The organism is Brucella sp. NBRC 14130, assembly GCF_040371715.1.
Classification (GTDB): Bacteria; Pseudomonadota; Alphaproteobacteria; order Rhizobiales; family Rhizobiaceae; genus Brucella; species Brucella intermedia.
This window is the reverse complement of record NZ_BAABTE010000006.1, coordinates 342,192-356,648: the sequence shown is the minus strand read 5'-3', so window position 1 is coordinate 356,648 and position 14,457 is coordinate 342,192. Positions and strand designations below refer to the sequence as shown.

Here is a 14,457-nt window from a genome sequence, read left to right as displayed (position 1 = left end):
CCGGGATATTCAGATCGTTACGCGATCTCAGCCCTTGAGGACTTCGACCAGCGTCTTGCCGAGCTGCGCCGGCGACGGCGACACGCGAATGCCAGCCGATTCCATGGCGGCAATCTTGTCTTCCGCGCCGCCCTTGCCGCCGGAGATCACGGCGCCAGCATGGCCCATGGTGCGTCCGGCAGGAGCCGTACGGCCAGCGATGAAGCCGACCATCGGCTTCTTGCGACCGCGCTTGGCTTCGTCCTTGAGGAACTGCGCCGCATCTTCTTCAGCCGAACCGCCGATTTCACCGATCATGACGATCGACTTGGTTTCGTCGTCGGCCAGGAACATTTCCAGCACGTCGATGAACTCGGTGCCCTTGACCGGATCGCCGCCGATACCGACAGCGGTGGTCTGGCCGAGGCCTTCGTTGGAGGTCTGGAACACTGCTTCATAGGTAAGCGTTCCGGAGCGGGAAACAACGCCCACCGAACCCTTCTTGAAGATATTGCCCGGCATGATGCCGATCTTGCATTCTTCAGGGGTCAGGATGCCCGGGCAGTTCGGTCCGAGCAGGCGCGACTTCGAGCGTTCCAGACGCTCCTTGACGCGAACCATGTCCATGACCGGAATGCCTTCGGTGATGCAGACGATGAACGGGATTTCAGCTTCGATGGCTTCGATGATCGCGTCGGCTGCGCCTGCTGGCGGAACATAGATCACGGAAGCGTCGGCGCCCGTGCGTTCCTTGGCTTCGGCAACGGTTGCGAAGATCGGCAGCTTTTCGCCCTTGGCGCCTTCCCAGGTTTCGCCACCCTTCTTCGGATGGATGCCGCCGACCATCTGCGTGCCGTAATAGGCAAGCGCCTGTTCGGTGTGGAAGGTGCCGGTCTTGCCGGTCAGGCCCTGTACGAGAACCTTGGTGTCCTTGTTGACGAGAATGGACATGCCTTAATTCCCCTTCACTGCAGCGACGATCTTCTGCGCCGCATCGTCGAGATCGTCGGCCGAAATGACGTTCAGGCCGCTCTCGTTGATGATCTTCTTGCCGAGTTCGACATTGGTGCCTTCGAGACGGACAACCAGCGGAACCTTGAGGCCGACTTCCTTGACCGCGGCGATCACGCCTTCGGCGATGACGTCGCACTTCATGATGCCGCCAAAGATGTTGACCAGAATGCCCTGAACAGCCGGATCGGCGGTGATGATCTTGAACGCAGCCGTCACCTTCTCCTTGGAAGCGCCACCGCCAACGTCGAGGAAGTTGGCAGGTTCTGCGCCGTAGAGCTTGATGATGTCCATCGTTGCCATGGCAAGGCCTGCGCCGTTGACCATGCAGCCGATATTGCCATCGAGCGCGACATAAGCGAGGTCGTACTTGGAAGCTTCGATTTCTTTTTCGTCTTCTTCCGACAGATCGCGCAGTTCCTGAATGTCAGGATGACGGAACAGGGCGTTGCCGTCGAACGACACCTTGGCGTCGAGAACGCGCACGCGGCCATCGGTCATGACGATCAGCGGATTGATTTCCAGAAGGCTCATGTCCTTCTCGGTGAAGGCCTTGTAGAGGATCGGGAACAGCTTGACGCCGTCTTCGCGAGCCTGGCCTTCAAGCTTCAGCGCATCGGCGAGCTTGTTGGCGTCCTCATCCGTCACGCCCTTGGCAGGGTCGATGGCGACGGTGACGATCTTTTCAGGGGTTTCCTCGGCAACAGCTTCGATGTCCATGCCGCCTTCGGTCGAAACGACGAAAGCCGGACGGCCAACGGTGCGGTCGATCAGGATCGAGAGATAAAGCTCGCGATCGATGTCGGCGCCGTCTTCGATGTAGAGACGGTTGACCTGCTTGCCGGCAGGGCCGGTCTGCTTGGTGACCAGCGTGTTGCCCAGCATTTCCTTCGCATTGGCAACCACTTCCTCGACAGACTTGGCGAGGCGCACGCCGCCCTTTGCATCGGCTGGCAGTTCCTTGAACTTGCCCTTGCCGCGTCCGCCAGCATGGATCTGGCTCTTGACGACATAAAGCGGTCCGGGAAGCGTCTTTGCCCATTCTTCCGCCTGTTCGACGGAATAGACAGCCACACCATTGGCGATCGGCGCGCCGTAGGTGTGAAGCAGGCGCTTGGCCTGGTATTCGTGAATATTCATCTGGTTGTCCTCTGCGGATTCCCGGTCCGTTGCATATTGGGATTGAACGGAACCGGTACGGATTGACAGCCGGAAAAGGCCGGAGCCGCAGGCAAGCGACAGTCCGGCCTTGTCTGGAATTTACTTCAGCGACGGAGCGATAGCGATGCAGGCTTCGCAAAGACCGGCGACGGAAGCCACCGACTTGTCGAACTGCGCCTTCTCGTCCTTGTCGAGATCGATTTCGATGATGCGCTCGACGCCATTGGCGCCGATCACGGTCGGCACGCCGACATACATGTCCTTGACGCCATACTGGCCGGAAAGCTGGGCAGCGACCGGCAGGACGCGCTTCTTGTCCTTGAGGTAGGATTCAGCCATCTGGATGGCCGACGAGGCCGGAGCGTAGAAAGCCGAACCGGTCTTGAGCAGGCCGACGATTTCCGCGCCGCCGTCACGGGTGCGCTGGATGATCTTGTCGAGCTTGTCCTGGCTGGTCCAGCCCATCTTGACGAGGTCTGGCAGCGGGATGCCGGCAACGGTCGAGTAACGGGCGAGCGGAACCATGCTGTCGCCGTGGCCGCCCAGCACGAATGCCGTGACGTCTTCAACCGACACGTTGAATTCTTCCGAGAGGAAATAGCGGAAGCGGGCGCTGTCGAGAACGCCGGCCATGCCGACGACCTTGTGCGCCGGAAGACCGGAGAACTTCTGCAGCGCCCAGACCATGGCGTCGAGCGGGTTGGTGATGCAGATGACGAAAGCTTCAGGGGCATATTTCTTGATGCCCGCGCCAACCTGCTCCATCACCTTGAGGTTGATGCCCAGAAGGTCGTCGCGGCTCATGCCCGGCTTGCGCGGCACGCCTGCGGTCACGATGACAACGTCTGCGCCTTCAATTGCAGCGTAGTCGTTGGCGCCGGTGTACTTCGCATCAAAACCGTCAACGGGCGAAGATTCGGCAATGTCCAGTCCCTTACCCTGCGGGATGCCTTCCGCAATGTCGAAAAGGACGACGTCGCCGAGTTCCTTCAGACCGGCCAGATGAGCGAGCGTGCCGCCGATCATGCCGGAGCCGATGAGGGCAATCTTGTTGCGTGCCATGATTGTTTCTTTCCTCACTTTTGATCCAGAAACGCATCAAGCCATCCGGAATCCTCCCCGGAAACGCTCAAGCGTTGGAACTGCGAGATAGGACTCTTTGGCGATAAACTCAACTCATTATTTTGCGACCAATGTTTTCAATCGGTTAGATTTATTGGTTCTTACGTAAACGTAAGATAATTTGTCAATATCAAGGCAAGAACACCCTTCCCGCCGTCGCAGACCATCCCCGACGAAGCGGCGAGGGAGCGACCGGCAAGCTGCCAATTCCAACAGCGTCGCGCACCCGTCAGAAACCGGTTCAGGATTCATGACAGGCGCCGTATCGGAAGTGCCGCGCAAACGCGCCCCGCCTCCGCATGAATTGCGTGAGCAACATAGCCCACCCGGCTTATAAGTCCAGTCCGTGGCAGTCTGATGATGGACGGCCTGACGAGGAGGGACGCGGAAGGCCTCAACCGGCCTTGCCGGGGGGCTCGGCCAGATATTCCGCGCTCTGCATCTCGAAAAGGCGGGAAGCGGTGCGGTCGAACTCGAAGGCCTCCGTGCCCTTGCTGGCAAGATAGAGCTTTTCCGGCTGCGCTTCGGCGGAAATGAACACCCGCGCATGATGATCGTAAAGCACGTCTATCAGCAGGATGAAGCGCTTCGCCTCGTTGCGGCGCGCATAGTCCAGCACCGGCACATCCTCGATGAACAGCGTCGGATAATGCTTGACGATGGCGATATAGTCCGAGGCGCCGAGCGGCTTCGTGCAGAGCGCATCGAAAGTGAAGCGCGCCGCGCCTTGCACGGAACGGGCGATCTCGATGTCGCGCCCCTTGATGCGGATGACGTCCGGTTTTTCAGGCGCGCCATCCTTTTGTGCCGCCCAGGCCGCATCCATGCGCCTGGTGGTTTCAGCACCGAGCGGCGACAGATAGACCGGCTGGCGGTCCAGCTTTTCAAGGCGGTAATCGGTGCGGGAATCCAGATTGATCACATCGACATGGTTCTTGAGAATATCGATGAAGGGCAGGAAGAGCTGCCGGTTCAGGCCGTCGCGGTAAAGATTGTCCGGCGCGACGTTGGATGTCGCCACCAGCACCACGCCACGGGCGAAGAGCGCGCTGAACAGGCGCGACAGGATCATCGCATCGGCAATGTCGGTCACGGTGAATTCATCGAAGCAAAGCACCCAGGCCTGCTGGCTGAGCGCGTCCGCCACCGGCGGTATCGGATCGTCCTGCTTGGTCTCGCCGCGCTTCAGCGCCTGGCGATGCGCATAGATGCGCTCATGCACATCGGCCATGAAATCGTTGAAATGCGCACGGCGCTTGCGTTCGACCGGCAGAAGCGAAAAGAACATGTCCATCAGCATGGTCTTGCCGCGCCCGACCTCGCCGTGCACGTAAAGCCCCTTGATGACGCTCGTCGCCTCCTTGCGCTTGCCGAACAGCCAGCCGAGCGCGCTCGACTTGCGTGACAGACGCCGGGTGCAGATTTCCTCGATCAGCCGGTCGTAACGGACGGTAAGTTCGAGTTGAGCGGGATCGGCGTCCACATCGCCTGCCGCGACCATCGCATCGTAATGTTCGCGGACGGAGGGGAAGGCTTTCAGATTACCGTCGAAAGACATGATTGCTTCCGTTCAACCTTTCAATTGCAAAAACGGCGGACCATCTTGCGATGATCCGCCTGTCTCCAGAGCGCATCCCGAAACTTGCGAAGCGGTTTTCGGGCAAGATGCGCGGCAAAACAAACAATTGGAGCGCCGATCTGGTTCAATCAGATCGAAATGCGCTCCAAACGAAAGAATGTCTTAGCGCGAGAGCGATACGGCCTGACCGCCCGAGGTCTGTCCGTCGAAGCGGCTCGCCCCCGAGGAATAGAGCGAGGCGACGGTGCCGCCATTCGCATCATAGAGAACGAGCTGCTTGCCGTTGACGGCCCAGGAAGCGAGATTGCCGAGTTCACCGGGGCAGCGCAGCGGACCGGCGCGGAAGCCCTGGCCATATTTGGTCTGCGGCGTCGCGATCTTGCAGCTCTGGCCGCCAAGCGATGCGTTCCACACACCGGCGACGGAGCCGGGCGTCAGATCGGGCGCGGAAGCCGGCGGCAGGCTTGCAACCTGCGTGCCCGGCTGCGAGTTCGGGTTCGTGGTCGGAGCCGTCGGGAACTGCGAAGCATTGGGAGAAGAAAGATTGCCCTTCTGCACCGTGCCGGCCGGAGCGGCGGCTACGGGTGGTGGCGGCGGTGGTGGTGAAACCGTATCGAGATTGCCGAACCGGGAGCTCTGGCACCCGGCCAGGACAATGCCAGCCGCCGCGAGGCTGAGCAGACTTGCTTTCGAAATTCCCATCTGGTTCTCCATTTCCGCATTTCTCATCAGGGGTGGGGATGCCCCGGGCTTCCTACCGAAGCCCTGCAATGTGACAATATTGGACCGATAAAATGGCTATATGGTTAAAAAAGCAACACCGAATACTGTCATTTTTCCCCTCCAAACCCTTCAAGATCGCTTGAAACCGCATGATAATCCTGAAACTGGGACAGGAAGGCCACAGTTTCTCCGATATTGGGGGCTGTTCTGCAGAAACCTCCGGGCCGCAACTTTTCCCAATCTCATCCGGGTACTGGCAATTTGCGGGCTTTTCCGCCATATAGACCCTAATTGTCCCATAGGCTTCATGAGCATAAGCCGCAGGAAAACGGAACCACGATAGTTATGGCCACCAGGGCAGCCTTCGCCAAGATGAACGGGCTCGGCAATCAGATCATCGTTGCCGACATGCGCGGTCGCGCGGACCGGATCACGCCTGAAGCCGCGATCCGTCTTGCAAGCGACAGCGAGACCGCCTTCGATCAGATCATGGCGATCCATGATCCACGTACAGCGGGAACCGACAACTATATCGCGATCATCAATTGCGACGGCACACAAGCACAGGCTTGCGGCAATGGCACGCGCTGCGTGGTGCAGGCGCTGGCCGCCGAAACCGGCAGGCAGGCCTTCACCTTCGAGACCCGCGCCGGAATTCTGACCGCAACCGAACACGAAGACGGCCTGATTTCGGTCGACATGGGCAAGCCGCGCTTCGACTGGCAGGACATTCCGCTTGCCGAAGAGTTTCGCGATACGCGCATGATCGAACTGCAGGTCGGCCCCATCGACGCGCCGGTGCTGCATTCGCCGTCGGTTGCATCCATGGGCAATCCGCACGCCATCTTCTGGGTCGACCGCGATGTCTGGTCCTATGAGCTGGAAAAGTTCGGACCGCTTCTGGAACATCATCCGATCTTCCCGGAACGCGCCAATATCTCCATTGCCGAGGTCACATCGCCCGAGACGATGAACCTGCGCACATGGGAGCGTGGCGCGGGCCTCACCCGCGCCTGCGGTTCCGCAGCCTGCGCCGCAGCCGTCTCCGCAGCGCGCACGCGCCGCACGGGGCGAACTGTCACCGTGAATGTTCCGGGCGGTCCTCTCCTGATCGAATGGCGTGACGACGATCACGTCATCATGACCGGGCCGGCCGAATGGGAGTTTTCCGGCACTTTCGATCCGGCAACCGGTGAATGGAGCCGCGACGCCCAGTCTCACAAGCCATCTGACAGGGGTGCAGCCTGATGTCGGTGGAAGTCGTCACATTCGGATGCCGCCTCAACACCTATGAATCGGAGGTGATGAAGCGCGAAGCCGACGCCGCCGGACTGGGCGAGTTGAAGGACGGGGCGATCATCTTCAATACCTGCGCCGTGACGGCGGAAGCCGTGCGTCAGGCGCGTCAGGCGATCCGCAAGGCACGCCGTGAAAATCCGGAAGCGCGCATCATCGTCACCGGCTGCGCTGCGCAGACGGAAGCGGACAATTTCGCCGCCATGGATGAAGTGGACCTCATTCTCGGCAATGAGGAAAAGCTCAAATCCAACTCCTACCGGATGCTGCCGGATTTCGGCGTCAACCAGTTCGAGAAGGTACGCGTCAACGACATTATGGAAGTGCGCGAAACCGCAAGCCATATGGTCGATGCCATCGAGGGCCGCGCGCGCGCCTTCGTGCAGGTGCAGAACGGCTGCGACCATCGCTGCACCTTCTGCATTATTCCCTATGGTCGCGGCAATTCCCGCTCGGTGCCGATGGGTGCGGTGGTGGACCAGGTCAAGCGTCTCGTCGGCAATGGCTATGCCGAAGTGGTGCTGACTGGCGTGGACATGACCTCCTACGGTCCCGATCTTCCCGGCAATCTGCGCCTCGGCAAATTGGTGAAGACTGTTCTCAATCAGGTGCCGGATTTGCAGCGCCTGCGTCTTTCCTCCATCGATTCCATCGAGGCGGATGACGATCTGATGGATGCGATTGCCAATGAAAAGCGCCTGATGCCGCATTTGCATCTGTCGCTGCAGGCGGGTGACGACATGATCCTGAAGCGCATGAAGCGCCGCCACTTGCGCGACGATTCGATCCGCTTCTGCGAAACAGTGCGCGGGCTTCGTCCCGATATCGTCTTCGGCGCCGACATCATTGCCGGTTTCCCGACCGAAACCGAGGAGATGTTCCAGAACTCGCTGAAAATCGTCGAGGAATGTGGCCTCTCCCACCTGCACGTCTTCCCCTACAGCGCGCGCGAAGGCACGCCTGCTGCCCGCATGCCGCAGGTGCGGCGCGAAATCGTCAAGGAACGCGCTGCCCGCCTGCGCACGGAAGGCGACCGTGCCTATGAAAAGCATCTCGGCGCGCTGAATGGCACCATGCAGCGCCTTCTTGTCGAAAAGGAAGGCATTGCGCGCACCGAAGGCTTTACGCTGGCATCGGTTGACGGCGGCGCACCGGGCGAAATCATCGAACGTATCGTGACAGGCCATGACGGTGAAAAACTCCTCACCCGTCAGGCAGAGCCGCAAGCGGCTTGAAGCTTAAGGGCATCAGAATTCATGGCAATGGGTTTCATCAAGAAAATGTTCTCCTTCGGCAAGAAGGAGGTCGAGGAAAAACCGGTCGAACAACCGGCCCCCGATGCCGTGGAAGCGGCTTTGGAAACAGAGCTTCCTGAAACCGCCGCAGCGCCTGAAGAAACGCAAGACACCGCCGTTGAAGTGGTCATTTCCGAACCGGAAATGCCGGTGATCGCCCGCGAGCCGGAGCCGATGGAAGAGCCTGCGTCTGAAACGGTTGAGGAGGAAAAGGCGAAACCGGAACATCCGGTCGCCGAGATCGAAATCCCGATCGAACAGCCTCCGGTGATGGAACCCATCGCGGTCGAGGCACCCGCGCCAGAACCGGTTGTCGAAACTGTTGTCGAGCCCCTTGTTGAGCCCGGGCCGGAACCGGTTTTCGAACCCGAGCAGCCCGAAGTCGCAAAAACTCCTGATGCCCCTGTAGTAAAGGAAGCGGTAGAACCGGCAGCTCAGCCGGAGGTGGTGAAGCCCAAGAAGGTTAAGGTCGCCAGGGCCGTCGAGGAACACAAGGAAGAAGCGCCGGTTGAGGCAGCGCCTGAACCCAAGCTGTCCTGGTTCGAGAGGCTGCGGCGCGGCCTGCTCCGTTCATCGAATTCACTCAGCGAATCCATCGGCGGCATTTTCACCAAGCGCAAGCTCGATGACGACACGCTGCAGGATCTCGAAGATGTGCTGATTCAGGCCGATCTCGGGCTTGAAACAGCCATGCGCGTCACCGACGCGCTTGCCTCGGGACGCTACGGCAAGGACGTGACGGGCGAGGAAGTGCGCACCATCATGGGCGCGGAAATCGAAAAGGTTCTGGGCCCGGTGGCAAAGCCGCTGGAGCTTGACCTGTCGCACAAGCCGCATGTGATCCTCGTTGTCGGCGTCAACGGCACCGGCAAGACGACGACCATCGGCAAGCTTGCCGCAAAGCTCACCGCTGGCGGCCTCAAGGTCATGCTCGCGGCAGGCGATACGTTCCGCGCAGCCGCGATCGAGCAACTGCATATATGGGGCGAGCGTACCGGCTCGCCGGTCGTCTCCTCCAAGCTCGGCGCCGACGCGGCGGGGCTTGCCTATGATGCATGGGAAAAGGCCAAGGAAGCGGGAAGCGATGTGCTGATCATCGATACGGCGGGACGCTTGCAGAACAAGGCCGAACTGATGGACGAGCTTGCCAAGATCGTGCGCGTTCTGGGCAAGCATGACCCGGAAGCGCCGCATACGGTGTTGCAGACGCTCGACGCCACCACCGGCCAGAACGCGCTTAATCAGGTCGAGATTTTCAAGAATATCGCGGGCGTCAATGGCCTCGTCATGACCAAGCTTGACGGAACCGCGCGCGGCGGCATTCTGGTAGCGATTTCGGCCAAGCATAAACTGCCGATCTATTTCATCGGCGTCGGCGAAGGCGTCGACGATCTGGAACCCTTTGCGGCCAAGGATTTTGCCCGCGCCATCGCAGGAGTTGCCTGATGGAGCATCCCGTTTTCGAGCGCGACCCGTCGCAGAAAAGTGAAGCCGAGCGCCGGGAAGTCCCGCCGCTCCTGAAGCTGGCGCTGGAACTTGGACCGCTTCTGGTCTTCTTCTTCGCCAATGCGCGCGGTGAAATGCTGATCGAGCGCTTTCCGGTGCTGGCTTCCATCGGCGCGCCGATCTTTCTGGCGACAGCCCTTTTCATGGCGGCAACCGTGATCGCGCTTGCCATTTCATGGTCGATGACGCGCACGCTGCCCATCATGCCGCTCGTCTCCGGCATTGTCGTGCTGGTGTTCGGCGCGCTGACGCTCTGGCTGCACAATGACACGTTCATCAAGATGAAGCCCACCATCGTCAACACGCTGTTCGGCGCAATCCTGCTGGGCGGGCTTTTCTTCGGCAAATCCCTGCTCGGCTATGTCTTCGATTCTGCCTTCCGTCTCGATGCCGAGGGCTGGAGAAAACTGACGCTGCGCTGGGGCCTGTTCTTCATCTTCCTCGCCGTGGTCAACGAACTTGTCTGGCGGAATTTTTCGACCGATGCCTGGGTATCGTTCAAGGTCTGGGGCATTATGCCCATCACCGTTGTCTTCACGCTTTTACAAATGCCGCTTATCCAGAAGCATTCACTGACGGAAGACAACAAGACCGCGTCGTAACGGGAGGACGGACACCATGAACGACATCGCACCACGGCTTGAAATCGAACAGTTCATCTGCCGCAGCGACAATTACGGCGTCCTCATCCACGATCCGCAAAGCGCGCTCACCGCTTCCATCGATGCGCCCGACGCGGCGGCTGTCGAGGCGGCGCTGAAACGGCGCGGCTGGACGCTCGACTTCATCTTCACCACCCATCACCACCTCGACCATGTGGAAGGCAATGAAGCACTGAAGGCGAAATACGGGGTCGGCATCATCGGTCCCAAGGCCGAGGAAACGAAGATTCCGGGCATCGACCGGACCGTGAAGGATGGCGACGAGTTCACCTTCGGGCTCTTCCGGGTGAAGGCCATTGCGACGCCGGGGCATACGGCGGGCGAAATTTCCTACTATATTCCCGACGCGAAAGTTGTCTTCACCGGCGACACGCTGTTCGCGCTCGGTTGCGGGCGGCTTTTCGAGGGAACGCCGCTCACCATGTTCCAGTCGCTGCAGAAGCTGATTGCGCTTCCGGGCGACACGGCGGTTTATTGCGGCCATGAATATACCGAAAGCAATGCCCGCTTTGCGCTGACCATCGATCCGGCCAATTCCGCACTCAAGGAGCGTGCCGCAGAGATTGCGCGCCTGCGTGCCGCCGACCGCATGACATTGCCGTCAAGCATCGCGCTTGAAATGGCGACGAACCCTTTCCTGCGCTGGCACGATGCAGGCATTCGCAGCCGCCTCGGCTTGCAGGATGCGCCCGACGAAGCCGTGTTTGCCGAAATCCGCAAGCGCAAGGATATGTTCTGACATATGGTATTGAGCGCGAATCGTTCCACAGTTCGAGGTTAGAAGAATGACGGTGTTATCCCGTTTCAAGATTGCAGGCTGCGCCGTTTTCCTCGGCCTCTCGCTTGTCGCCCTGCCCGGTTCGATGACTGTCACGTTTGCCGATGACCTGCTGCTCGACGTCGCACCGAAGCAGACGCCTGCCGAGATCAATAATTTCAAGCTGAGCGAAGATTTCCTCTCGCGCATGGAAAAGGTGCAGGAACAGCTGGGCGGCATGGAACTTTCGGCGACGGAAGAGGAAGGACAGGACGCCACGCCTTCTTTCGACAAGATGGTGAAGAGCGTTGAATCCCGCCCGCAGGTCGTGGAAGTGCTCAAGGCCCAGAACATAACGCCCAGTGATTATATCCTGGGCTATTTCGCCCTGATGAGCAGCCTTGCGGCGGCTGATGCGGAGAGCGAGCCGCAGCTGGTGGACGAATTGAAGGACATCAATCCCGAACATCTCGCCTTCGGCAAGCAGTATAGCGAGCGCATCCGCGTCCTGATCGGCGAGTAAGTTTTCCGCGATTGCCAATCTCCTCATCTTGAGGAGGTATCTTGAGCTTGCGAAGGTTACCGACGCGGCCCTCGAATTCTCGGGCCGCTCCTCAGGATGAGGGACGGAGCGCAGGCAACTGGTGCGGTTCCAGTTGAAACAGAGCAGTGGGAACCGCTCTAAGTATTTTCTTCATCGCATTATCTCACGCATCGAAGCGGGAATAGAAATCAGTCCAGTGGACTGATTTCCCCGCGTAGACGCTTCGCACTTTTGCTGGAAAAGCTCTATTTTACCGCACAGGTTGCCTCAAAAGCCGCAATGCGTTGATCGTCACAAGAACGGTCGCGCCCGTATCGGCCAGAATGGCGGGCCAGAGGCCGGTGATGCCCAGCACCGTGGTCACCAGAAAGACAGCCTTCAATCCAAGCGCTATGGCAATATTCTGATGGATATTGCGCATGGTCCGCTTGGAAAGGTCGACCATTTCCTCCACATCGCCAACCCGGCCGTGCAGGACGGCGGCGTCCGCCGTTTCCAGCGCCACATCGGTGCCGCCGCCCATGGCGATGCCGACATCGGCGGCGGCAAGCGCTGGCGCGTCGTTGATGCCGTCGCCAATCTTGGCGACGATCAGACCTTCCTTGCGCAATTCGCCGACGATGCGCTGCTTGTCTTCCGGCAGAAGCTCGGCCCGCACCTCGATCCCCAGATCGCGCCCGATGGCTTCCGCCGTGCGGCGATTGTCGCCGGTCAGCATGAGGGTGCGGATGTTGGCCGCCTTCAACTCCCGCAAGCCGGCAATGGCATCGGCGCGCGGTTCGTCGCGCATGGCGATCGCACCGGCGATCCTGCCATTGGCAACCAGCACGGAAACCGTCTTGCCTTCGTCGTTGCAGGCGGCAATGCGGTTCGCCAGCGCATCCGGAATGGCTGAAATATCATTGGCGGCGCGGCGCGAACCCAGAAACAGGTCCTTCTCGCCCACCATGCCCGACACGCCCTTGCCGCCATGGGCCTTTCCTCCCGTCACCGGGGCAAGTTTCAGCCCGCGCTGTTCTGCGGCACCGACAATCGCCAGCGCCAGCGGGTGGCTTGAGCCCGCATCCAGCGACGCGGCAAGACGCAGCACTTCATCTTCGCGCAGGTCGCCCGCCAGCACGTCGGTCACCTTCGGCTTGCCTTCGGTCAGCGTGCCGGTCTTGTCGAAGCAGGCCGCCGTGATCTTGCCGATGGTTTCCAGCACCGCGCCGCCCTTCATCAGAAGACCGCGCCGGGCGCCCGACGAGAGCGCGGCTGCAATAGCCGCAGGCGTGGAAATGACCAGCGCGCAGGGGCAGCCGATCAGGAGGATCGCAAGTCCCTTGTAGATCCATTCGTTCCAGTCGCCGCCCGCAACAAGCGGCGGCAGGATGGCGACAAGCGCCGCCACGACGACCACGCCCGGCGTGTAATAGGTCGAAAAACGATTGATGAAACGCTCGGTCGGCGCCTTGGCTTCCTGCGCTTCCTCGACCAGCCGCACGACGCGGGCGATGGTGTTATCCTGCGCGGCGGCCGTGACCCTCACCCGCAGTACGCCGTCACCATTGATCGTGCCGGCAAAAACCGTGTCGCCTTCAGCCTTGCCGACCGGCGTGCTTTCACCGGTGACGGGCGCTTCATCGACCGCGCTTTCACCCGTGAGGATTTCACCATCGGCAGGCATGCGGTCGCCGGGCCGCACGGAAATCACATCGCCAACCGCGAGACTGTCAGCCGCAACTTCCGAAGTCGTCCCGTTTTTCTCGAGAAACGCAGTCTTCGGCACCAGCGCGGTGAGCGACTGGATGCTGGCGCGCGCCTTTCCGGCGGCCACCCCTTCCAGAAGCTCGCCGACCAGGAACAGAAACACGACGGCTGCCGCTTCCTCGGTGGCGCCAATGAACATTGCGCCTATGGCGGCAATCGTCATCAGCATCTCGATGGAAAACGGCGTACCATTGATGGCCGCCATATAGGCGCGCCTGGCAATCGGCACGAGACCGATCAGCATCGCCGCCGTGAAAGCCCACAGCTCGATCGCGGGGTAGAGATGCCCGGCTATATAGGCAGCGATCAGCCCGCCGCCGCAGGCCAGCATCATCTGGCCTTTCTTCGAGCGCCACCACGGCAGCGGTTTTGCAGGCGCGCTTGCCTTGGGCGCAGCCCTGCCGCCGCTGGCAGCGGGAGCGGTGTCGGCAAGCGTGGTCCTGTAGCCCAGAGCCGTCACCCTGGCGGCGATTTCATCGCTCTTTGCCGTCCCGTCATGATTGACGTTCATCGCGCCATTGGTCACGGAGACAGACACGTCCGTCACGCCGGGCAGGCGGCGCACGGCGGTATCGATCTTGGCCGCGCAGGATGCGCAATCCATACCATCGACCCGAAAGCGCAGACTGTCCGGCGTTGCCGCAATCTCGCTGTGGCCGTCCTGATCGTGCTCATGCCCGTGATGATCGTGGTTGCCGCCGCACGCCCCGTGGTCATGATCATGGTCATGGTGAGAATGATCGTGCGAATGTTCGCTCTTTGCCGGGGCTTTTTCTGAGGCGACCGGCTCCGCGCCATATCCGAGGCTGCGAACCTTGGCGGCAATCTTGTCGAGATCGCCCGTTCCATCATGGTTGACGGTCATCGTGCCCCCCGCAACCGAAACGGAGACATCCTGGATCCCGCGCACGCGCCGCACGGCAGTTTCGATCTTGGCTGCGCAGGACGCGCAATCCATACCGTCGATGCGAAAGCGAATCTGGTTCAGTGTTTCACTCATGATCTGCTCTTTTCAGGACTGCTCTTGAATTGTCTTGAGCAAGGTCTACATCCTCTAGTGACTAGAGGAGCAA

Annotated in this window: 12 protein-coding genes; 6 read left to right on the top strand and 6 right to left on the bottom strand. The window is 60.4% G+C overall.

From position 1 onward, the window contains the following. Nucleotides 1-27: 27 nt before the first annotated feature. The 5 genes from sucD to ABWW28_RS15270 form a co-directional block, all read right to left on the bottom strand. Complete coding sequence (gene sucD / locus ABWW28_RS15290; RefSeq protein WP_006467990.1) at nt 28-930, bottom strand: succinate--CoA ligase subunit alpha; 903 nt, start codon at nt 928-930, stop codon at nt 28-30. Between the two features lie 3 nt (nt 931-933). Next, complete coding sequence (gene sucC, locus ABWW28_RS15285; protein ID WP_006470964.1) at nt 934-2,130, bottom strand: ADP-forming succinate--CoA ligase subunit beta; 1,197 nt, start codon at nt 2,128-2,130, stop codon at nt 934-936. A gap of 120 nt (nt 2,131-2,250) precedes the next feature. After that, the gene (gene mdh, locus ABWW28_RS15280; protein WP_006470965.1) at nt 2,251-3,213 is read right to left on the bottom strand and encodes a malate dehydrogenase; all 963 of its coding nucleotides are present in this window, start codon (nt 3,211-3,213) and stop codon (nt 2,251-2,253) included. A 454-nt stretch (nt 3,214-3,667) separates the two neighbouring features. Next, on the bottom strand, nt 3,668-4,831 hold the full coding sequence (gene zapE / locus ABWW28_RS15275) for a cell division protein ZapE (protein ID WP_021587492.1): 1,164 nt from the start codon (nt 4,829-4,831) through the stop codon (nt 3,668-3,670). A gap of 183 nt (nt 4,832-5,014) precedes the next feature. Then, the gene (locus tag ABWW28_RS15270; protein ID WP_021587493.1) at nt 5,015-5,554 is read right to left on the bottom strand and encodes a protease inhibitor Inh/omp19 family protein; all 540 of its coding nucleotides are present in this window, start codon (nt 5,552-5,554) and stop codon (nt 5,015-5,017) included. 366 nt (nt 5,555-5,920) lie between these two features. Here ABWW28_RS15270 and dapF point away from each other — a divergent pair, with 366 nt between their 5' ends. Genes dapF through ABWW28_RS15240 form a run of 6 tightly spaced genes read left to right on the top strand, consistent with a single transcriptional unit; the run spans nt 5,921 to nt 11,614 of the window. Beyond that, entirely contained in the window at nt 5,921-6,823 is a 903-nt protein-coding gene (gene dapF / locus ABWW28_RS15265) for a diaminopimelate epimerase (RefSeq protein ID WP_021587494.1), read from the top strand. Beyond that, nucleotides 6,823-8,106 carry a tRNA (N(6)-L-threonylcarbamoyladenosine(37)-C(2))-methylthiotransferase MtaB gene (gene mtaB / locus ABWW28_RS15260; RefSeq protein WP_021587495.1) on the top strand — a complete coding sequence of 428 codons (1,284 nt, stop codon included), beginning with the start codon at nt 6,823-6,825 and terminating at the stop codon, nt 8,104-8,106. The genes dapF and mtaB overlap by 1 nt, the downstream gene beginning before the upstream one ends. A gap of 21 nt (nt 8,107-8,127) precedes the next feature. After that, nucleotides 8,128-9,612: a signal recognition particle-docking protein FtsY gene (gene ftsY, locus ABWW28_RS15255; RefSeq protein WP_031347106.1), complete on the top strand. Its 1,485-nt coding sequence runs from the start codon at nt 8,128-8,130 to the stop codon at nt 9,610-9,612. Further along, on the top strand, nt 9,612-10,274 hold the full coding sequence (locus ABWW28_RS15250; protein ID WP_021587497.1) for a septation protein A: 663 nt from the start codon (nt 9,612-9,614) through the stop codon (nt 10,272-10,274). The genes ftsY and ABWW28_RS15250 overlap by 1 nt, the downstream gene beginning before the upstream one ends. 16 nt (nt 10,275-10,290) lie before the next feature. After that, nucleotides 10,291-11,073 (top strand): hydroxyacylglutathione hydrolase, encoded by a 783-nt coding sequence (gloB, locus tag ABWW28_RS15245; protein ID WP_128006134.1) that lies wholly within the window; start codon nt 10,291-10,293, stop codon nt 11,071-11,073. 46 nt (nt 11,074-11,119) lie between these two features. Continuing rightward, complete coding sequence (locus ABWW28_RS15240; protein ID WP_021587499.1) at nt 11,120-11,614, top strand: hypothetical protein; 495 nt, start codon at nt 11,120-11,122, stop codon at nt 11,612-11,614. A 271-nt stretch (nt 11,615-11,885) separates the two neighbouring features. Here the strand turns inward: ABWW28_RS15240 and ABWW28_RS15235 are convergent, their stop codons facing one another. Next, nucleotides 11,886-14,384: a heavy metal translocating P-type ATPase gene (locus tag ABWW28_RS15235; protein WP_021587500.1), complete on the bottom strand. Its 2,499-nt coding sequence runs from the start codon at nt 14,382-14,384 to the stop codon at nt 11,886-11,888. Nucleotides 14,385-14,457: the final 73 nt, after the last annotated feature.